Origin of the sequence: Pseudoprevotella muciniphila (assembly GCF_003265305.2) — a bacterium.
GTDB classification, from domain to species: Bacteria; Bacteroidota; Bacteroidia; order Bacteroidales; family Bacteroidaceae; genus Alloprevotella; species Alloprevotella muciniphila.
The window spans coordinates 2,581,026-2,602,000 of the sequence record NZ_CP033459.1 but is presented as its reverse complement, the minus strand read 5'-3'; the positions used below and the strand labels follow the sequence as shown (position 1 = coordinate 2,602,000).

The 20,975-nt window shown below is 46.5% G+C and carries 16 protein-coding genes and 1 tRNA gene; 12 read left to right on the top strand and 5 right to left on the bottom strand.

The annotated features are described in order from the left end of the window. Nucleotides 1-44: 44 nt before the first annotated feature. The 3 genes from C7Y71_RS10580 to C7Y71_RS10570 all read right to left on the bottom strand — a co-directional run bounded on the left by C7Y71_RS10580 (nt 45) and on the right by C7Y71_RS10570 (nt 3,637). Nucleotides 45-1,376 carry an MATE family efflux transporter gene (locus tag C7Y71_RS10580; RefSeq protein ID WP_111897664.1) on the bottom strand — a complete coding sequence of 444 codons (1,332 nt, stop codon included), beginning with the start codon at nt 1,374-1,376 and terminating at the stop codon, nt 45-47. 61 nt (nt 1,377-1,437) lie between these two features. After that, nucleotides 1,438-2,292 (bottom strand): 50S ribosomal protein L11 methyltransferase, encoded by an 855-nt coding sequence (prmA, locus tag C7Y71_RS10575; protein ID WP_111897663.1) that lies wholly within the window; start codon nt 2,290-2,292, stop codon nt 1,438-1,440. A 10-nt stretch (nt 2,293-2,302) separates the two neighbouring features. Continuing rightward, nucleotides 2,303-3,637, bottom strand: coding sequence for a methyltransferase RsmF C-terminal domain-like protein (locus C7Y71_RS10570; RefSeq protein ID WP_226943453.1), 1,335 nt, complete (start codon nt 3,635-3,637; stop codon nt 2,303-2,305). A gap of 79 nt (nt 3,638-3,716) precedes the next feature. On the opposite strand from C7Y71_RS10570, the gene C7Y71_RS10565 reads away from it, so the two are divergent. The 5 genes from C7Y71_RS10565 (at nt 3,717) to C7Y71_RS10545 (ending at nt 7,493) form a co-directional block, all read left to right on the top strand. Continuing rightward, nucleotides 3,717-4,253, top strand: a complete 537-nt coding sequence (locus C7Y71_RS10565; RefSeq protein ID WP_111897662.1) for an NUDIX hydrolase — start codon at nt 3,717-3,719, stop codon at nt 4,251-4,253. Further along, on the top strand, nt 4,250-5,044 hold the full coding sequence (locus tag C7Y71_RS10560; protein WP_111897661.1) for a thymidylate synthase: 795 nt from the start codon (nt 4,250-4,252) through the stop codon (nt 5,042-5,044). Before C7Y71_RS10565 ends, C7Y71_RS10560 begins: the two co-directional genes overlap by 4 nt. A gap of 27 nt (nt 5,045-5,071) precedes the next feature. After that, on the top strand, nt 5,072-5,566 hold the full coding sequence (locus C7Y71_RS10555) for a dihydrofolate reductase (protein ID WP_111897660.1): 495 nt from the start codon (nt 5,072-5,074) through the stop codon (nt 5,564-5,566). Next, nucleotides 5,547-7,301 carry a bifunctional metallophosphatase/5'-nucleotidase gene (locus tag C7Y71_RS10550; protein WP_226943451.1) on the top strand — a complete coding sequence of 585 codons (1,755 nt, stop codon included), beginning with the start codon at nt 5,547-5,549 and terminating at the stop codon, nt 7,299-7,301. The genes C7Y71_RS10555 and C7Y71_RS10550 overlap by 20 nt, the downstream gene beginning before the upstream one ends. Nucleotides 7,302-7,422: 121 nt before the next feature. Further along, nucleotides 7,423-7,493: transfer RNA gene (locus C7Y71_RS10545), tRNA-Gln, on the top strand. Nucleotides 7,494-7,553: 60 nt separating this feature from the next. Here C7Y71_RS10545 and asnB read toward each other — a convergent pair. Then, a complete protein-coding gene (asnB, locus tag C7Y71_RS10540; RefSeq protein WP_111897658.1) occupies nt 7,554-9,218 on the bottom strand; it encodes an asparagine synthase B in 1,665 nt (554 codons plus the stop codon). Nucleotides 9,219-9,231: 13 nt separating this feature from the next. Continuing rightward, a complete protein-coding gene (locus C7Y71_RS10535) occupies nt 9,232-10,833 on the bottom strand; it encodes a CTP synthase (RefSeq protein ID WP_111897657.1) in 1,602 nt (533 codons plus the stop codon). Between the two features lie 160 nt (nt 10,834-10,993). Here C7Y71_RS10535 and dapF point away from each other — a divergent pair, with 160 nt between their 5' ends. The 7 genes from dapF to C7Y71_RS10500 all read left to right on the top strand — a co-directional run bounded on the left by dapF (nt 10,994) and on the right by C7Y71_RS10500 (nt 20,973). Beyond that, entirely contained in the window at nt 10,994-11,806 is an 813-nt protein-coding gene (dapF, locus tag C7Y71_RS10530; RefSeq protein WP_111897656.1) for a diaminopimelate epimerase, read from the top strand. A 12-nt stretch (nt 11,807-11,818) separates the two neighbouring features. Further along, nucleotides 11,819-13,066, top strand: a complete 1,248-nt coding sequence (locus tag C7Y71_RS10525; RefSeq protein WP_111897655.1) for an LL-diaminopimelate aminotransferase — start codon at nt 11,819-11,821, stop codon at nt 13,064-13,066. Between the two features lie 354 nt (nt 13,067-13,420). Further along, nucleotides 13,421-14,206 carry a polysaccharide biosynthesis/export family protein gene (locus tag C7Y71_RS10520; RefSeq protein WP_111897654.1) on the top strand — a complete coding sequence of 262 codons (786 nt, stop codon included), beginning with the start codon at nt 13,421-13,423 and terminating at the stop codon, nt 14,204-14,206. Between the two features lie 54 nt (nt 14,207-14,260). After that, nucleotides 14,261-16,765, top strand: coding sequence for a GumC family protein (locus C7Y71_RS10515; protein ID WP_111897653.1), 2,505 nt, complete (start codon nt 14,261-14,263; stop codon nt 16,763-16,765). Nucleotides 16,766-16,856: 91 nt separating this feature from the next. Then, entirely contained in the window at nt 16,857-17,951 is a 1,095-nt protein-coding gene (locus C7Y71_RS10510) for a polysaccharide pyruvyl transferase family protein (protein WP_193215911.1), read from the top strand. A gap of 41 nt (nt 17,952-17,992) precedes the next feature. After that, nucleotides 17,993-19,513 carry a lipopolysaccharide biosynthesis protein gene (locus C7Y71_RS10505; protein ID WP_111897651.1) on the top strand — a complete coding sequence of 507 codons (1,521 nt, stop codon included), beginning with the start codon at nt 17,993-17,995 and terminating at the stop codon, nt 19,511-19,513. Nucleotides 19,514-19,515: 2 nt separating this feature from the next. Continuing rightward, nucleotides 19,516-20,973, top strand: coding sequence for a lipopolysaccharide biosynthesis protein (locus tag C7Y71_RS10500; protein ID WP_111897650.1), 1,458 nt, complete (start codon nt 19,516-19,518; stop codon nt 20,971-20,973). Nucleotides 20,974-20,975 lie beyond the last annotated feature (2 nt).

The window sequence follows — 20,975 nt, the reverse complement described above, 5'->3', positions numbered from 1 at the left end:
AAATTCGGGTATCTACGGAATGTTTTAACAGATAAAAATGGTGCTTAACGCAAGTGTTCTTGCCGCCCAAATGCTGCCAAACCTTTAAGCGTGCCTTTGATAAGTAATATCGCAAGAATAAAACTGAAGACATCTGCCACCGGCAATGCTATTTCCACGCCAACCAGTCCACAAACGCGCGGAAGAAGCAGAATAGCAGGAATAAAGAAAACACCTTGTCGGGCAGATGCTAATACCACAGCAGGTCGCGCTTTGCCGATGGTTTGAAGTGTCATACTGCTCATGGTCATGAAAATATTCAAGGGATAGACCAGAAACTGATAGGTTAAAGCAGCCTTTCCCACTTCCACTACATCAGGAGCATCGCGAAACAGCCGGACAATATCTTCTGCAAACCACACGCCAAAAGCAGAACACAGTATAAGTCCTGATGTACCCACCTTAACACAGAACCAGAAAGCATCAAGAACACGTGTATATTTCCCTGCGCCATAATTGAATCCGCAGAGCGGTTGGTAGCCTTGGCAAAATCCGAGGAAGAATGCATAAATAAAGTGGATAACCCGCGTTACGATACTCATACCTGCAATAGCATCATCGCCATAAACGCTGGCAGACAGATTGAGCAGAAGTATGGCGACACTCGCCAATCCTTGCCGAGCCAAGGAAGGCAGTCCGCCTCTGCATATCTCGCGGAAATATGCGCCTTTTAATGTTATGTTCTTTACCGAAATGGGCACTATGCCGCGCCGAGTGGTCATTATCCACAAAACAAGCAGGCTCACACTTTCACACAGCACCGTTGCCCAAGCAGCACCTGCTATGCCCCACCCCATTACAAAGATAAAGACTGGAGCAATCAAGATATTGAGAACGGCACCGCACACGATGCCTACCATGGCATATCTAGCATTACCCTGATAACGCAACAGGTTGTTCAGGAAGAACGAAGCCGCCATGATGGGCGCAGAAAACAGTAATATGCTCAGGTATTTTTCTATGTAAGGTTGTATGGTGGGAGTTGAGCCGAGCAGATGGCATAGCGGTGTCAAAAACAATTCACCTGCAATCATCACGACAATGCCACATACAACGGTAGTAAAAAAGCCTGTTGCTGCCATGCGCTGAGCACCCTCCTCGTCACGTTTTCCAAGTTGCCGCGAAACATAATTCCCCGCCCCATGTCCAAAGAAAAAGCCCAAAGCCTGAATGATGGCCATGACAGAAAACGAAATTCCTACGGCAGCGGTTGACTGTGTATCGATTTGACCAACGTAGAATGTCGTTACCAAGTTGTAGAGCGAGGCAACGAGCATACTGATAATGGTAGGAGTAGCCAGTTCGTAAATAAGTTTGGGAACTGGCGTTTCCGTCATTTTGATATAATGCCGGTCGGAAGTAGTCAAATCAAGTCGTTCAGACAATGTCTTGGGAGTTTTATACCTTCTCAAACACAGCGCACGCCCAGCGGTTCAGACTATGTACACGAACCAAATGCAGATTTTGCCTAAGGGCTTCTTCTTTCAACACCGGGACATCCTCCTCATAAAAACCGCTCATGAAGATTTGTGCACCAGACTTCATCACTTGCGTGTATGCCCCCATGTCAGCCAAAAGGATATTGCGATTGATGTTTGCCAGGACCAGGTCGAACGGTCCTTTTTCTTTCAGTACATTTGCATCGCCTAATTCAACGTCTATATTTTCAACACCATTGAGGGCGATATTCTCTATGGAATTATCTACACACCATTCGTCGTTGTCTATCGCCACACAATGCGCGGCACCGCACATTTTTGCCAAAATAGCCAAGATACTCGTGCCACAGCCCATATCAAGCACCTCAAAACCACGGACATCTGTTTTAAGAATTTCGCTCAGCATCTGCGAAGTCGTGGCATGGTGCCCCGTGCCGAAAGACATCTTTGGATTGATAATGATGTTGTACTCTGCAGTAGGCACATCTTTGTGCATGGTGCCATACACCACACACCTGCCATCCACGACAAGCGGCTGAAAGTAGTTTTCTTCCCATAGTTTATTCCAGTCTTTGTCCTCTGCTTCTGTCATCGTATATGAGATTTCTACATTGGCAACAGGAAAACTCCTGAGGGCTGATGCTAAGTTTTTTTCATCAAATTCAGCCACTTTGATATATGCCAGCAAGGGATTATTCCCATCTACCGTCGGTACAAAACTGTCAAAACCTGCCTCGCCGAGAACAGCGCTCAATACGTCCTGAAGGTCGGACGAAGTAGGTTGCATCGTAAATTTAAATTCGTAATACTTCATTGATATAGTGCTATTTTCTTCGTATTCTCCATTCTTGTGGGTACATATTGTTTGCCCTGTTCCCCAAATTATTGACAAATCCGAGTGAATGGTCTTCGTAAACTACATTGACATAGCCTCGTGGAACATCTGCCGGCAGACAGAGCGTCTCTCTGCGAAGGTATGACAGGGCTTCATCCAAACTGAGGGACACTCTCGGGAAAACCGCTTCGTCGAAATCCAAGGCAAGAGCCAACGGATGTTGCGGTACTGTTTTCTTGCCTTTTATTTCTTCAGCCATCGCTATACCTGCGGAAAGGCAGCGTACTATTTGTCCGACAGCAAGCACATCATCTGCTATAGATTTTCTCACTGCGGTAATAAGTGTTTCGCAGCTCCTCAAACCAACAAATTCATCATTATTCTTCAACCATTTGGGGAAGTCCACCAAGGGTCGGTGTTTTATTTTCATTTTCTGAGTACCCGATGGCGAAGTCTTTCGCAACAATGCTATAAAAAAGCCCTCACTGCGCGTAAGATGGGGATAGAAATGATAGCCGAAGGGTGTATCCACGATACCCCAGGCAGGGTCAATGCTCAACGGCACCACTTCCGCACCAAGTTCTTCGCAAATGAATTGAACATTCTTCTCATTTTCTTCATCATTGAATGTGCACGTGCTATACACGATCCAACCACCGTTTCTCAGCGCGGGCCATACGTCAGACAGTATTTTTCGCTGACGTTCGGCACACATTGCCACATTCGCCATGCTCCACATTCGTCGTGCGTCGTCGTCCTTACGGAACATGCCTTCGCCCGAGCAGGGCACATCTGTTGCTATCACATCGAAAAAACCCCGCAATGCAGCAAACTCTTCCGGATATGCCTGAGTAACAACCACGTCTGCATGACCCCACTTTGCTAAATTCTCAGCCAAAATCATGGCACGCTGACGCAGAGGTTCATTGGCGACAAGGAGTGCTCCTTCCGGCAATAACGACCTCCACAAAGTGCTCTTACCGCCAGGTGCAGCACAAAGGTCAAGCACTCGCTGCGGTGTCTCGTCAAAGGCATTATAAGCCTGTTCCAAAAACATAGAGGCTGCCTCCTGAACATAAAAAGCACCCGCATGAAGCAAAGGATTGAGCGTAAATTCAGGCCTTTTGTCGAGAAAGCGCCCCGTGGTGCACCAAGGCACAAGCTCTGCTTCCGAAAATAGCGAGGAACGTTTCGCCGAATTCATGCGCACAGAGACAGGACTCGCTCTCTCAAGACTCTCTGCGAGCCTTAAGGCATTTTCCGAACCTATGAGACGTGTCTGCTGAGCAATAAATTCGTCTGGTATCGAGGGGCGGAGTTCCAACTTATCTGATTTTAATTCGCAAAGATAAGCAAATGCCGCCGAAAATTCATAAATTTGCACAATTTAATGCCAACAGTATATGCAAGACAACGCGAAGGAATTGCTGCCTTTAGTGGACGAGGCTGGTCACATCGTCGGTTGTGCCACACGTGGCGAATGTCATTCCGGCAGCGGATTGCTGCATCCCGTGGTTCACTTGCATGTGTTTGACGATAGCGGGCGGATTTTCCTTCAGAAACGCCCGCCATGGAAAGACATTCAACCGGACAAATGGGATACCGCCGTCGGTGGCCATGTTGATTATGGCGAGAATATTGACGATGCTCTCAAGCGTGAGGTACGCGAGGAACTCGGACTGACAGTCTTTACACCACATTTCATCCGACGCTACGTCTTCTCCTCCAACCGCGATCGTGAACTGGTACACGTTTTCGCCGCCATAACGACTGAATCACCGAAGCCATCTGCTGAAACCGATGGCGGGCAGTTCTTCACGACAGAAGAAATTGCAGAAAAAATTGGCACCCATTTCTTTACACCCAATTTCGAAGGCGAATACCAAGACATTATCCTCCCCTGGGTAAAACAACAAGAAATAAACAAACAAAAGATATGAAACAATACCTCGACTTGCTACACCGCATAACAGAAGAGGGTGTAACGAAACACGACCGTACAGGCACAGGCACCATCAGCGTCTTCGGACACCAGATGCGTTTCAATATGTCAGATGGTTTTCCACTACTTACAACCAAGAAACTGCATTTAAAATCGATTATTTACGAACTCCTGTGGTTTCTCAAAGGCGACACGAATGCGCGATACTTACAAGAACATGGCGTGCGCATTTGGAACGAATGGGCTGATGAAGGTGGTGAGTTAGGTCCCATCTATGGCTATCAATGGCGCTCGTGGAAGGACTATGACGGAGGGACCATAGACCAGATACAACAAGCGGTGGACACAATCAAAAACAATCCTGACTCACGGCGCATCATTGTCAGCGCATGGAATGTAGGCGACCTGAAGGCCATGCACCTCCCACCATGTCATCTGCTTTTCCAATTCTACGTAGCCAACGGCAAACTATCACTGCAACTCTACCAACGCTCGGCAGACACTTTCCTTGGTGTGCCGTTCAACATCGCTAGTTATGCCCTGCTGCTACAAATGATGGCACAAGTTACGGGGCTTGAACCGGGAGACTTCGTACATACAACAGGTGACACACACATATACACCAATCATCTGGAACAGGTAAAACTGCAAATGACACGAACTCCACGGCCACTGCCCAGAATGGTCATCAATCCCGACGTCAAGAACATTTTCGACTTCAAATACGAAGACTTTATACTCGAGGGCTACAATCCGTGGCCGCACATCCCAGGAAAGGTTTCTGTATAACAATCATTATAAACCTAAGTTCACAATATGATATCCATCATAGCCGCAGTAGCCAGGAACAAAGGCATAGGCTACAAGAACCGTCTGCTCTATCACATTTCAGCTGACTTGAAGCGTTTCAAGGCACTCACAACTGGCCACACCATCATCATGGGGCGGCGCACCTACGAGTCTCTGCCCAAAGGTGCTCTTCCTAATCGACGCAACATTGTACTGACGCGCCAGAAAGGCATCAGTTTTCCGGGATGCGAAGTGTTCTCTTCATTAGAGGATGCATTGGCACATTGCGATGCAGAAGAACAAGTTTTTATAATAGGAGGTGCCTCGTTATACAAAGAGGCTCTACCTTATGCCGACAAACTTTTATTGACACTGATTGATGCTGTTCCAGAACGTGCCGACGTATTTTTCCCCGATTTCATCGAGGAAAATTGGACTGTCGAACATTCAGAATCTCACCATCCGGACGAAAAGAATGCCGTACCATACACCTTCGTAGATTATGTCAGAAAAGAAAAATAACACGTCAATACGTGCAACATTTTTAATATCGCTGGCTTTGATGCTGAGTAGTGTGTCCCTCCCTGCTCAGACAAATAAAAAAACGACAATCCGCATCATCGAATCGAGCGATATCCACGGCAACTATTTCTCATACGACTTCATAGAAAAACAGCCTACGGAAGGCGGCCTGTCACGTATCGCCACATACGTTGATGAGCAACGCAAACTCTTATCTGAAAAGAATGTTCTGCTCCTCGACAATGGAGACATCCTGCAAGGACAACCCACTGCTTACTATTACAACTTCATTGATACGAAGTCGCAGCATGTGTGTGCTGACGCAATGAATTTCATAGGCTACGATGCGGCAACTATTGGCAATCACGACATCGAGACAGGACACAGTGTCTATGATCGTTGGACTCTTGAATGCCATTTTCCTGTGCTTTGTGCTAACGCTATCGACACTCGCACGGGACTCCCCTATTGGAAACCCTATACCATCTTTGAACGCGGCGGTGCACGAATTGCGGTACTCGGAATGATTACCCCCGCCATTCCCAAATGGCTACCTCAGAGTTTATGGAAAGGCATGGCCTTTGAAGACATGGTGGCATGCGCAAGAAGATGGATGCCCACACTTCGCGATAAAGAGAAGGCAGACATTATCGTCGGACTATTCCATTCGGGCATTGGGCATGAAAAACTGATTGGGAGCGTCAATGAGAATGCCGCCCTGCAAGTGGCACGCGAGGTGTCAGGCTTCGATATCATTTTTAGCGGACACGACCACCGAGCATCGAAACACATAGTTAAGAACACAGAAAATAAGGAAGTTCTTGTCATCAATCCGGGGAGCAACGGCAAGAACGTGGCTCAGGCTGACATCGCCATTTCACGAAAAGGCGAGAAGAAAGTTTCAGGTGAAATCGTAAGCCTAACCAACGTACAACCACTACCTGCATATATTAACACATTTGCACCACAGGCAAAGGAAGTAAAAACGTTTACAGAAAAGAAAATTGGAAATCTCTCCACCACCATTTCATCGCGCGAAGCCTTTTTCGGACCGTCAGCATTCATCAACTTGATTCAACAGATGCAGTTGCAACTGACTGGTGCTGACATATCGTTTGCTGCACCTTTATCTTTCGACACCCACATAGAAGCAGGCGACATTACCGTAAGCGACATGTTTAAGTTATATCACTATCAGAATTATCTCTACACCATGCTCCTCAAAGGTAGCGAAATAAAAGACTATCTGGAATATTCATACGATGGTTGGGTTAACACCATGCACAGCGCGAATGACACGATGATAGCATTCCGTCAAAACCCAATGCAATATGCAGAAGGCTGGCAGAGACTGCGCACGCCATCATACAACTTCGATTGTGCTGCGGGAATAGACTACGTCGTTCATTTAGACAAACCGAAAGGACAACGGATTGAAATCAGCGGCATGAGCAATGGTAAGCCTTTTAGCCCAGACAGTATCTACTCTGTTGCTATCAATTCCTATCGTGGTAATGGAGGCGGCAACTTGCTCACAAAAGGAGCCGGCATACCGAAAGAAGAACTGCCGCAACGCATCATGACAACTACCGATCGAGACTTGCGCTACTACCTGATGCAACTCATAGAAAGCACGCCTGAGCTTAGGATTGAAACACCAACAAACTGGAAATTCGTTCCTGAAGATTGGGCAAATACGGCCCGCGACAGAGAAGAACGATTGCTATTCAAATAACTGCTCAGACAACTTTATTTCTAAAAATAGTAAAAAATAACGTATAAATTTTGCAATTATAAAATCTTGACGTAAATTTGCAGCCGCAAACGGGACGGGTAGTCCTGAATGCACCCAAGTTTGGGGTATGGTGTAATGGTAACACTGCAGATTCTGGTCCTGCCTTTCCTGGTTCGAGTCCGGGTACCCCAACAAAGATAATCGCTAAGTAATCAAACACTTAGCGATTATTTATGCTCAATTTGTTTGGATTTAATATGACTGCTCGTGTACACCGCTTACTGCTCTGCCGCTCGGATCGTTGAGCTTTTTGAACGCCTCGTCCCATTCCCTTGCAATAGCAGTGGAGCAAGCCACACTCGCCTCCTGAGGTACACTCAATGCTGCGGAATTGCTTGGGAAATGCTCTGTAAATATCGATCGGTAGAAGTATTCCTCTTTGTTAAGCGGAGTGTTGATAGGGAAGCGTTCTGCTGCATGTGCCATCTGGTCATCGGTTACTTGTTCCTCTGTTATTTTTTTCAAAGTATCTATCCATGAATAGCCCACTCCATCGCTAAATTGCTCTTTTTGTCGCCATGCCACCTCATCTGGCAGAATATCGCAGAATGCCTCGCGCACAATTTTCTTCTCAATAGTTTTTCCGGGACACATCTTTGTCTCAGGATTGGTACGCATTGCCACATCAAGAAATTCCTTATCGAGGAAAGGCACACGCCCTTCTACCCCCCAGGCAGAAAGACTTTTGTTCGCCCGCAAGCAGTCATACATATAAAGCTTCGAGAGTTTCCTCACCGTTTCTTCATGAAAATCCTTTGCCGACGGGGCTTTATGGAAATAGAGATAACCTCCGAAAATCTCATCCGCACCTTCGCCCGATAGCACCATTTTAATGCCCATCGACTTGATGACCCTTGAAAGAAGATACATCGGTGTTGAAGCTCGCACAGTGGTTACATCGTATGTTTCTATGAAATAGATGACATCGCGAATAGCATCAAGCCCTTCTTGGATAGTATAGTTTATTTCGTGATGAACAGTGCCAATATGCCCTGCTACGATTTTCGCCTTTTCGAGGTCGGGCGCTCCCTTCAGACCCACAGCAAATGAATGAAGTCTGGGCCAATAAGCGCGTGTCTTTCCATTGTCCTCTATACGATTTTCAGAATAAAACTCTGCCACGGCAGCAATAATACTGCTGTCCAAGCCCCCGCTCAGCAAGACCCCATACGGCACATCCGACATTAGCTGACGTTTTACGGCACTGCACAACGCCTGTCTTATTTCATCAACTGAGGCAGCATTGTCTTTTACGGCTTCGTATGAGAACCAATCACGTTTATAATATCGCTTCATCTTGCCCTCCCTGCTCCAATAATAATGACCTGGCAGGAAGGGTTCATAGCGTTCGCATTGTCCTTCGAGAGCTTTAAGCTCCGATGCCACATACACTTTCCCGTCAGGGTCGTAACCTATGTAAAGCGGTATCACCCCGATAGGATCCCGAGCTATCAGAAACTCGTCGCGCGATGTATCATAAAGCGCAAAGGCGAAGATACCGGAAAGGTCTTCAAGGAAGTCTATCCCTTTCTCACGATAGAGCGCAAGAATCACTTCGCAGTCGCTCCCTGTCTGGAAATCATACTTTCCTGCAAAAGCTTTTCGTATTTCCCTGTGGTTATATATCTCGCCATTCACAGCAAGCACTTGTTTGTCGTCGGGCGAAAAGAGTGGTTGCTTTCCGCTCTCCGGGTCAACGACACTCAACCGCTCGTGTGCCAGAACGGCGGTTCCTCCACACCAGATACCACTCCAATCTGGTCCGCGGTGGCGGATTTTCTGACTCATCGACAAGGCTTTTTTTCTCAGTTCGGGGGTTTGTTCTTTCACATTGAAGATTCCAACTATTCCACACATATTTTCTTTTCTGTTATTGATTGATAATTGTTTTTATAAGATCCATAAAAAGCGGATGCGGTTTCAACACTGTGCTCTGATATTCAGGATGAAACTGCACACCCACATACCATTTTAGCGCTGGCATTTCTACTATTTCCACAAGATTAGTCTCAGGATTTTTCCCTACACACTTCATACCATTCTTCTCGAAGACGGACATATAGTGGTTGTTGAACTCATACCGATGCCTGTGTCGCTCCTTTATATGTGTTGCACCATATATCGCAGCTACTTTCGAGTCTTCTTTGAGTTCACAGCCATAAGCACCAAGTCGCATGGTGCCACCCATTTGAGAAATACTTTTCTGTTTCTCCATCAAATCTATGACATTTGCCGGCGTCTGTTCATCAATTTCCCTGCTGTTCGCGGTTTCAAGCCCAAGGACATTGCGTGCAAATTCTATAACCATCATCTGCATACCGAGACAAATGCCTAAACATGGCACATCAGACTCTCGCGCAAATTGCGTCGCACGTATCTTCCCCTCTGTACCCCTGCTGCCGAATCCCGGACAGACAACTAATCCGTCCTGCGCCTTTAATGCAGACCATTCCTGAATGTGATTCTGTTCCAACTGCTCTGAATCGATGAAAGTAATCGCCGCTTTTCGGGAGTGGTACGTAGCAGCATGTACGAGGCTCTCTTCTATGCTTTTATAAGCATCATGAAGACTGTATTTTCCAACAAGTCCTATGCGCACCTCCTCCTTTGCCGTGCGCTGAAGATTAAGATAATTGTTCCATGGTCCCAGTTTTGGTGTTTCGCCCACAGCGAGCCCCATACGCTCCAGAATGACAGCATCGAGTCCCTGCCGCTGCATATTGACAGGAACTTCATAAATGCTCTGTAGGTCTTCACTCTGTATGACACATTGGAAAGGCACGTTGCAAAATCCGGCTACTTTGCGACGCAAGCCGTCGTCCAGGTGCTTTTCAGTGCGAAGAATAAGGATGTCGCATTGAATGCCGTTACTCTGCAATTCTTTCACACTGTGTTGCGTAGGTTTTGTTTTCAGTTCGTCAGCCGCCTTGAGATAAGGCACGTATGTGAGATGCACACACAAAGCATCCTTGCCAAGCTCCCATTTCAGTTGCCTGATAGCCTCAAGAAATGGCGCACTCTCTATATCTCCTATCGTACCGCCAATCTCTGTGATAATAAAGTCATAGCCACCTTTCTCAAGAAATCTTATCCTTCGCTTTATTTCATCGGTGATATGAGGAACAACCTGAATGGTGTGTCCCAGAAAATCACCTCGGCGCTCTTTTTCGATAACGGTCTTATAAATTCTCCCCGTGGTCTGTGAGTTATGCCTCGTTGTCTGAATGCCAGTGAACCGTTCATAGTGTCCGAGGTCGAGGTCGGTCTCCATACCGTCTGCTGTAACATAACATTCGCCGTGCTCGTAAGGATTAAGCGTGCCGGAGTCGATATTGATGTAGGGATCGAACTTCTGAATGGTTATCCGGTAGCCTCTCGCCTGCAAGAGTTTTCCTATTGAAGCAGAAATAATGCCCTTTCCGAGGCTACTTACCACGCCTCCCGTCACAAAGATGTATTTCGTTGCTGCCATAAAAAAGCTGTTTTTTTCTTTTAATTTGCGTGCAAAATTATAATTATTCTTTCATTTCAAAACATTTTTCAATATTTTTCTTTAATTTTTCTATTATTTTTTCATTTTATCTTGAAAATGTCTTATATTTGCAGACGAAATCCAAACATTATTTTATCGAATGGGACGAAAAATTCACTTCACAAAAATGCACGGCATCGGGAATGACTACATATACATAGACAGCTCCTTATACAAAATAGGCGCCCCAAATGCTTTTTCTACACAATGGAGCGACAGACACAAAGGCATTGGCAGCGATGGTTTAGTACTCATAGGCAAACCCACAATAGGAGGTGCCGATTTTTCCATGCGCATCTTCAATGCCGATGGCAGCGAAGCCATGATGTGCGGCAACGCTTCCCGATGTATAGGAAAATACGTTTACGAAAAGGGACTTACCCGCGAGAAACTAATCAGACTTCAGACGCTCTCTGGCATCAAAATGCTTGATCTGCAAGTGGACGTCAATGACACTGTTACTTCGGTTACAGTAGATATGGGCGAGCCCATTCTTGATTGCCCTGAACAGTTCTGTCCAAAAGCCAACCTGCCCGAAGGGACATTCGTTTCCATAGGAAATCCGCATTACGTCATATTTACGGATAATGTGGATTGCGTCGGAGTTCTGGGTAAGACTCTCGAGTGCCATACGGCTTTTCCTGAGCGTTGCAACATAGAATTCGTACGGCTCAACGAAGATGGTAGCCTCCGCACCCGCGTATGGGAACGCGGAAGCGGTATCACGATGGCTTGTGGCACTGGTGCTTGCGCAACGGCTGTGGCAGCCGCACTCACCCACCGCTGCGGAAGGACGAGCAACGTTGTGATGGATGGCGGAGCACTCCACATTGAATGGAGGGAAACAGACAATCATGTTTACATGACTGGACCTGCCACATTTGTATTTGAAGGTGAAATCGATATTCCATAAAACATATCAGTCATGGCATTTGTAAACGAAAATTTCTTAAAACTTCAAGCTAATTATTTATTCGCCGACATTGCCGGAAAGGTAAAAGCATACAAAGAGGCATGTCCCGACGCAGAAATCATCAGTTTAGGCATAGGCGATGTAACGCAACCGCTCTGTCCCGCTGTATGCGAAGCCATCAGAAAGGTGGCAGACGAGATGTCGTCCTCGCCTGGCTTCCATGGCTATGGACCCGAACAGGGCTACGCTTTCCTGCGCGAGGCCATCCTCAAGAACGACTTCCTGCCTCGTGGCATAGACCTCTGCATAGAGGAAATATTTATCAATGACGGCGCCAAAAGCGATACAGGAAACATACAGGAGCTCATCAGTAGCGATGCTGTCATCGGCGTTACCGACCCTGTTTATCCCGTCTATGTTGACTCCAACGCCATGAACGGACGCACAGGAGAAAAGGACGCGAGGGGAAGATGGTCAAACGTGACATATCTGCCATGCAATGCCGAGAATGACTTTATACCGAAGTTACCAGACCGCACCATCGATGTGATTTACCTCTGTTACCCCAACAACCCCACAGGCACTGTCATCACTCGCGCAGAACTGCAGAAATGGGTGGATTATGCCCTTGAGAACGACGTCATCATTTTCTACGACTCAGCCTACGAAGCATACATCCGAGACGCTGAGATACCGCATTCGATATACGAAATCAGTGGCGCACGAAAATGCGCTATTGAATTCCGCAGTTTTTCCAAGACTGCGGGTTTTACGGGTGTCCGCTGCGGCTACACCATCATTCCGAAGGATGTTACAGCCAAGACAAGGCAAGGTGGCAGCATAGCTCTCAATCCCCTATGGCTGCGTCGGCAATGCACGAAGTTCAATGGCGCCAGCTACATTTCACAGCGTGCTGCCGAAGCCATCTATACGCCAGAAGGCAAAGCGCAAATTCGCTCTGTCATCGATTACTACATGCACAACGCCGACCTCATGGTTTCCACCTTGCGCGGTCTCGGGTTCGATGTTTATGGCGGAGAAAATGCACCATACGTATGGATGCGCACACCCGCCGACATCAGTTCGTGGCAATTCTTCGAGGATATGCTACTGGGTGCCAATGTGGTTTGCACGCCAGGCGCCGGTTTCGGACCAAGTGGAGAAGGATATGTCCGCTTTACAGCCTTTGGCACACATGAAAAGACAGCAGAAGCCTTACGGCGCATCAGCGAATGGACAGAGGACCTGCGCAACAACTGACTAACTTCATTTTACAAAAAAAAAGCCTTATCTAAAACTCATAAAAAAAAGAAAAAAACTCCTTATTTATAAAAAAATGTTAACTTTGCACTTGGTAGAGTGTAACGTGGCATAAAAACCCGTGAGTTTATACTCTGGTACGGGTTTGCATGCGTTGCCTTTATCCTTGAGAGACATAGTGTTCTCGAGCAGAAACAGGTTCTGCAGCGAGAGGGAGAGATATTGTGCTATCTCCCCATCGCTTTGCTTCTTTTTTCAGACGATTTCCAAGTTGCATCCTGTATGCCACAAACTTTCGTCAATTCAACATTACAAAATCACGTTTATAAAGAAAAAAAAATAAATTAAATCATAATGAAAAAAATCAACTTATCCCTATTGCTACTAATTGCAGTAGTGCTTTCCTCCTGTGTTTCCATGAAGAAAATGATTTATCTTCAAGGCTCAGAGGATTTGGTCAACATGCCCCAGCGGATTGCCGACACTTACGCTATTCGCCTGAAACCGAACGACATCGTTTACGTTACCGTTACAGGCTACAACGAGGAACTGATGAAGCCTTTCAAAAATTCTCAAATGCTTGGCACAACCACATCATCGGGGCAGCAAGGTGCAGGCTTTCTGATTGACCCACAAGGCTATGTTACCATCCCCTATGTTGGTAAGATTCTGGCATCAGGAAAGACAACAAGTCAACTATCCGAAGATATACGTAAACGTCTCATTGCGGAAGATTATATGAAAGAGCCCAACGTCACAGTACGAATGGCTGATTACAAGATCAGCGTAATGGGCGAAGTAAAAAATCCCGGACAGAAAACTATCACAGGAGAACGCGTTACCATCCTTGAAGCACTCAGCATGGCAGGCGATCTCCCCGAGACCGCTCGAAGAGACAGCATTCTCGTTGTTCGCGAAGACAGAGGACTGCGTAGTGCCTATTACATCGATTTGACGAAGAGCGCTGACATTTTCAACTCGCCAGCCTACTACCTGCAGCAAAACGATGTGGTTTATGTGAAACCCAACAACACCGCTCGCGTAAAGGGAAGTTCCACGTTCTCTACCCTTGCAGCAGCAGGTTCAGTCATTGGTATAGTATCATCTATCATTGCTCTAATTGCCGTATTCACAAAATAAGGCTCTCGTATTCAAAGAAAAGTACTTAATTCATAACGATAAAATCCTGAAAAAGTGGAATATATCAAAGAAACAACCGAAAATTCTTCTTCAAAGAAGAAAAACGAAGGTGGTATCAATCTGAAAGACGTTGTCGGTCTGATTATCGGCAACTGGCATTGGATTCTGTTGTCCACTATCATTTTCCTTGTTGGTGCACGCATGTATTATGCCACTCTGACACCCACTTACAAGAGTCAGATGGTCATGCTTTTCAAGACCAACGAAAACAAGACCAAGTCGCGCAACGACGTGATGGGCGACATTGTAGTAACCGGAGGTCTGTCGGGTAGCGGTGTGAGCAATGAACTCTATCTGCTTAAGACGAACCAACTGATGCGTGGTGTAGTAGAACGTCTTCATTTGGACGTGTCATACAGTTTGAAGGGAGTTTTCCGCGATCATCCTGTTTATAACACATCGTGTCCGATTGAGGTTATATTCACCAACGAATTCACAAAGCCGGTAAGTTGCGAGATAAAAATCAAATCTGCAGATAAATACCAAATCATTTCTGTCAATGGGCAAGACGTCAACCCGCAGACATTCACCTTCGGGCAGAAGGTAACATGCAATGCAGGCAGCATGATTGTTACCGCCAAACCCACCACTGCTCACAGCACAGGCAGCACTGTCATCGTAAATCGACTTGGCCTGTTCAATGCCGCCGCACGTTATCAGGGACAGATTGCAAGCGAACTCGTCAGTGAAGAAACGCAACTTATCCGCCTGTCAAGCACTGATCCCATACCAGAACGTTCAGACTCCATTCTGCACGCGCTCTTCGATGAATATTCCAAATCAATCATTGAGGACAAGAATCGTGTAGCAGTAAATACTGAACGATTCATAGATCAGCGTGTCGGTATCATCGGCCAGGAACTTGCCGACGTGGAAAGCGATCTGGCTGATTTCAAAAAGCGCAACAACATTTTTGACGTTACGTCGGGTAGTTCTCAATACATGTCGCAAAGCAGTGCTGCCGAAAAGAAAGCAGTTGAGATAGAGACTGAAATTTCCATTGCCAAGGCCGTGCGCGACTACCTGAATGATGTTTCGAAACGCGAAGACCTTATTCCGGCTGTTGGGGGGCTCAGCGACATTGCCATCCAGAGCCAGATTCAGAAATACAACGAACTGACCCTCGAACGCGACCGTGCCAAACTCAATAACACGGCCCGCCATTCCGACAACAAAGAAGTTACGCTTCTGAACAACAATCGCACTTCGATGCGACAGGCGTTGCTCAATTCTATTGACAACCACATCGCACAGCAAAACGTCCGCCTGGACCATGCCAAGGCAGAACTCGCCACAGCCGATGCCAATTTCAGCACCATGCCCCAGTTGGAAAAGACGGCACTGAGCATTATGCGGCAGAAGAGCCTGAAAGAGAACCTCTACAACTATCTGCTCAATAAACGCGAAGAAAATGCTCTGCAAAAGGCGATTACCGAAGCCAACGTGCGCATTGTGGAAGAGCCTACCGGTGGTGCCATTGTATCACCTAACAAGTCGCTCATTTATGGTGTAGCACTCATCGTCGGTATGTTGTTACCTGTTTTGATTCAACTTCTGCGCTTCTTCTGGAATACGAGTGTTCGCGGTCGTCGCGACATCGAGGATTACACCACAATTCCTATTCTTGGTGAGATTCCTTCTCTCGACAAGAAAGACAGTAGCAACATCATCGTGTTCGACGAGAAAAAGCACAGCCAAATCACAGAAGCCTTCCGTATATTACGAACAAACGTGCTCTTTGTGGATAAAGAAGCCAAAGTATTCCTCCTTACTTCTACCATCCCCAACGAAGGTAAATCGTTCGTATCACGCAACCTTGCTGTAGCGATGGCTATCCAGGGCAAACGTGTTTGTCTGCTCGACACCGACCTTCGCAAGCGTACACAGAGTAAACTTATCGGAACTCATGCAGCACATGGTACGAGTACATATCTTTCAGGCATAGACGATGATATCAGCGAAATCATTGAAAGAGATTCTTTCTTCAATGGAGTTGACTGTATCTTTGCAGGTCCGAAGCCACCTAATCCTACGGAACTTTTCACAAACGAGCGCCTCGACAAGTTGATTACTCAACTTCGCGAGATGTACGACTATATTCTTATCGACTGTGTGCCAAGCCAGATTTTGGCAGATGCAAAACTTTTGGCACACGTGGCAGATGTTACATTATACGTGATGCGTACCGGTAAGATTGACCGCCGTTATCTTCCCGAACTGGAGAACATTTACCAAAGCAAACAATTCAACCACCTTTGCCTCATCCTTAACGACTGCAAAACAGTTGGTAGTAAATATGGCGGCTATGGATATGGTTACGGCTACGGATATGGTTACGGCTATGGATATGGTTACGGCTATGGATACGGCTATGGTTACGGCTATGAAGACAACCAAGTCGATGCACAGAAGGGAAAGACGGGTACTCGCAAAGGACTTCTCGAACGCTTGTTTGGTAGTAAGAAGAAAAAGAAAAAGAAACACCATAAGAAAGGATGATTGTTGAGAGATTTCCCGACTGTTTTCATTCTTTCTTATAACATAAACTCTGCAAGCACTTCGGATGCGGATAGCCGTTTTTACACATTCTTTGGATGTAAATTTCGGCGGGATATTGCAGGCTTACGCTTTGCAACAGGTGTTGCAAGAGAAGGGGCACGATGTCACGCTCATCGACTGCCCGTATCATTGGCACTTGCCGGCATGGAAAGCACCGCTTGCTTACTCTTGGCGCTTTTTCCGCAAATATGTCTTGCGCAAGCCGGTATATATCCGCAACGAGCGGAGGTTGAATAGCGAGTTCGATGCGGTGATGCAACGCATCACTCCCTTTATTGAGCACAACATAAGACGCCGCATAGTACGCCGTTTCAGCGAGATAAAAGAGGGCGAATATGATGCACTCGTGGTGGGTAGCGATCAGGTGTGGCGCCCACCATTTGTGGAACGCATCGCTGATTACTACCTCAACTTTGCATCCGGTTGGAAGGATGTACACCGCATTGCCTACGCAGCCTCTTTCGGGACTGAAAAATGGGAATACACACCTGAAGAGACTGCTGTTTGCAGTGATTTGATACGTTTGTTCGATGCCGCTTCCGTACGCGAGGACAGCGGCATTGAGTTATGCAGAAATCACCTCGGCGCGAAGGTACAGCAGATGCCAGACCCCGTGATGTTGCTCAATGCCGATGACTATCGTCAAATCGTTTCGGAAACACAGCCTGAAGCACCGTCGGGTAATTTGCTCTGCTGTTTCCTTGATGCAACAGAAGAAAAGACAGCCCTCGCCAGCCGCATAGCCCGCGAACAAGGACTGACACCATTTGCAGCAGTGGCGCCAGTGGATGGTAATAAGTATCCGTTAGAGGCGCGCATTCAACCAAGCGTGGAATGGTGGCTGAACGCATTTAATTCGGCAAGATTCATTCTGACAGATTCATACCACGCAAGCGTTTTCGCCATCCTTTTCGACAAACCTTTTGTCTGCATAATCAACAAGGAGCGCGGCGCGGCAAGATTCAGCAGTATTGCCCGGCTTTTCGATATCCCGCAGAACTTTCTCAACAGTCCGAAGGAATACAATGCGAACTGCGACTACGAACTGCCACATGAGCGCATAGCCGCCACCCTTTCGGAACAGCGAAAAAGGGCTCAATCTTTTCTTGAGAGTGCTTTTAGTTAAAGGTTAAACTTGAGTCCACAGTTCAAGTGAAAACTATTTGAATGTCCGCAAATTCTCGCATAGCACGAAACACGCTTTACCTTTATCTGCGGATGTTCGTGCTGCTCATCATAGGCCTCTATACGAGTCGCGCGATATTCAATGCTCTCGGTGATGCGGACTACGGCACCAACAACGTAGTAACCGGTTTTATCACGCTCTTCACGTTCCTTCATGCCACGATGACGGGCGCTACGAGCCGATACATCACCTTTCACCTTGGCAAAGGCGATACAGAACGTTTGCGCGACGTATTCTCGATGGCAACGAAGATTCATGTGTACATTGCACTTGTCATCGTTCTTCTTGCCGAAACAGTTGGTCTTTGGTATGTCTGCACGAAGATGGTAATTCCCGACGGGCGCATGACGGCTGCCCTCGTGATTTATCAGTTGAGCATAGCCACCACCTTCCTGCTCATCATCTCCTACCCTTACGATGCAGCCATCATAGCCGCCGAGAAAATGGGCGCTTTCGCCTACATCAGCCTATTTGATGCAGGTATGCGCCTTGCGATGGCAATCATCCTGCCCTTCGTCACGTGCGACAGGCTCATCTTCATGGGCGTTTGGCTATTCCTATTGCAAGTGGCAGATCGTATTATCTATATAGTATATTGCCGCAGCAAATTGCCTTTCGCACGCTATCGCCATACACGAGACAGAAAACTTTTCCGCGAGATGTTTGCCTTTGCAGGCTGGAACACCATCGGCACAGCCACCATACCGCTCTACGCGCAGGGCATCAATCTCGTACTCAATTTCTTCTGCGGTGTTACGGTGAATGCCGCGCGAGCCATTGCCGTGCAGGTGGAGACCTACGTGAGTATGTTTGTGCGTAACGTGCAGACTGCCATCAACCCGCAGATTACGAAGAGTTATGCCTCTGGCAACAACGAACGCATGTACACTCTGGCATACGCCTCGAGCAAGTACTCGTTCTTTATCCTCTGGATCATCGCCCTGCCACTGATGATTGAAGCACCATACGTGCTTGAACTTTGGCTCGGACGCTATCCCGACCATTCCGTCAGTTTCCTGCGCATCATACTCATCATCAGCCTGTTCGATGCCACCACCACGCCCATCATCACGATGGCACTGGCGCATGGCGACATTCGTAACTATCAGATAGTAACAGGCGGCACACTCCTGCTCGGTTTCCCTCTCACCATAGCAGCCCTGAAACTCACGGGCAGTCCGGAAGCCGTTTTCTGGGCGCAACTGGCAGTATTCCTCATCGCCATAGGTGTGCGTCTCGTGATGCTCCGCCGAATGATGCCTATCAACATCAAGGATTATCTCTTGAGTGTATATGGTCGCATCCTGCCCATAGCAGTGCTCAGTCCGATACTCCCCATATTAGTACACAACACCATAAGCACTCCCCTACTGCGCTTCTTGCTGACCTGTGTCATAAGTACGTGCGTAGTCATTGCACTCGTCTATGCACTCGGCATGACCTATAGAGAAAGGAGTTATGCGGTTGAAAAGATACGCAGTAAATTCGTATTATTAAAGTAAAAATGCCCGAAGAACCCTCATTAAAACAGAAGACCGTTAAGGGTGTATTTTGGAATGCACTCGGAAACTTTTCTGTGAAAGGTGTACAATTTGTTGTCATGATTGTAATGGCGCGATTGCTTACACCAAAAGATTATGGTTTGCTAGGTATGTTGACCATATTCATTGCCATTTCTGGCAGTTTCGTCAGCAGTGGTTTCGGTTCAGCACTTATACGTAAACAAGATAGAACAAACGCGGACTGCTCCACTGTATTCTACTTCAATATTGTGGCGGCAACCTTCTTTTATATTCTTCTATTTTTTGCAGCTCCTTACATTGCCGATTTCTACAACGAGCCGCAACTCACCGATCTCACGCGTGTCATCAGCCTCACACTTATTATCAATGGCTTCAACCTTGTACAGGAATCATTGATGACCGCAAAAATGAACTTTAAGACCACTGCAAAAATTTCATTAATAACTGCTATTGCATCTGGTGCAGTTGGTCTGACAATGGCATTCAATGATTTCGGATGTTGGGCATTGGTCGGTCAACAGATTTCGTCCGCGATATTCAGAGTTCTACTCTTTTGGTATTATTCAAAATGGCGCCCCGCCTTTGTCTATTCATGGAAGTCTTTTCGCGAATTGTTCGGTTTTGGGTCTAAATTGCTTTTCTCAGGATTACTTGATACTACATACAATAACATTTATCCTTTGATTGTCGGCAAATTATATAGTGCAGCAACTTTAGGTTTTTATACACGCGCTGAGAATTTTGCGGCATTACCTTCTTCAAATGTAACAAACATCATTCAAGGTGTTAGTTATCCTGCGCTCTGCACGCTGCAAAATGATGATGCGCGCCTCGCCACAACATATAGAAAGTTTATCCGCATCTCAGCATTCGTTATTTTCCCTATGATGATGGGATTGGCTGGTTGCGCTAAGCCTCTTGTTATAACGTTAGTTGGAGAAAAATGGTCATTCTCGATACTTTTGCTCCAAATTATCTGCTTCAGAATGATGTGGTATCCCATCCATGCCATTAACCTCAATCTGCTTTTGGTTAAAGGGCGTTCCGACTTGTTTCTTAGACTTGAAATCATCAAAAAGTGCATCGGTGTATTTTTCCTCGTTGTTTCAGCACCTTTCGGCATTGAAGCGATGTGCGTTGGTGGTATTTTTTCGTCTATTTTCTGCCTTGTTGTCAACACGTATTATACAGGTAAAATCATTCATGTGGGATTCTTCAGACAAATGGGTGATATGTCGAAAACAATTATTCTCAGTTTAGCAATGGGAACATTGGTGTTCTGCATTTCCACGTTCTGTCCTATACAATATCTATATAACCTGATTATAGGCATTATAGCAGGTACATTGTTCTATATAGGGATGGCTCGTATGCTACGATTCCCTGAATTAAAAGAACTTATTGAACTCAGAAAGAATAAAGAGAAAGCAAACAAATAAAA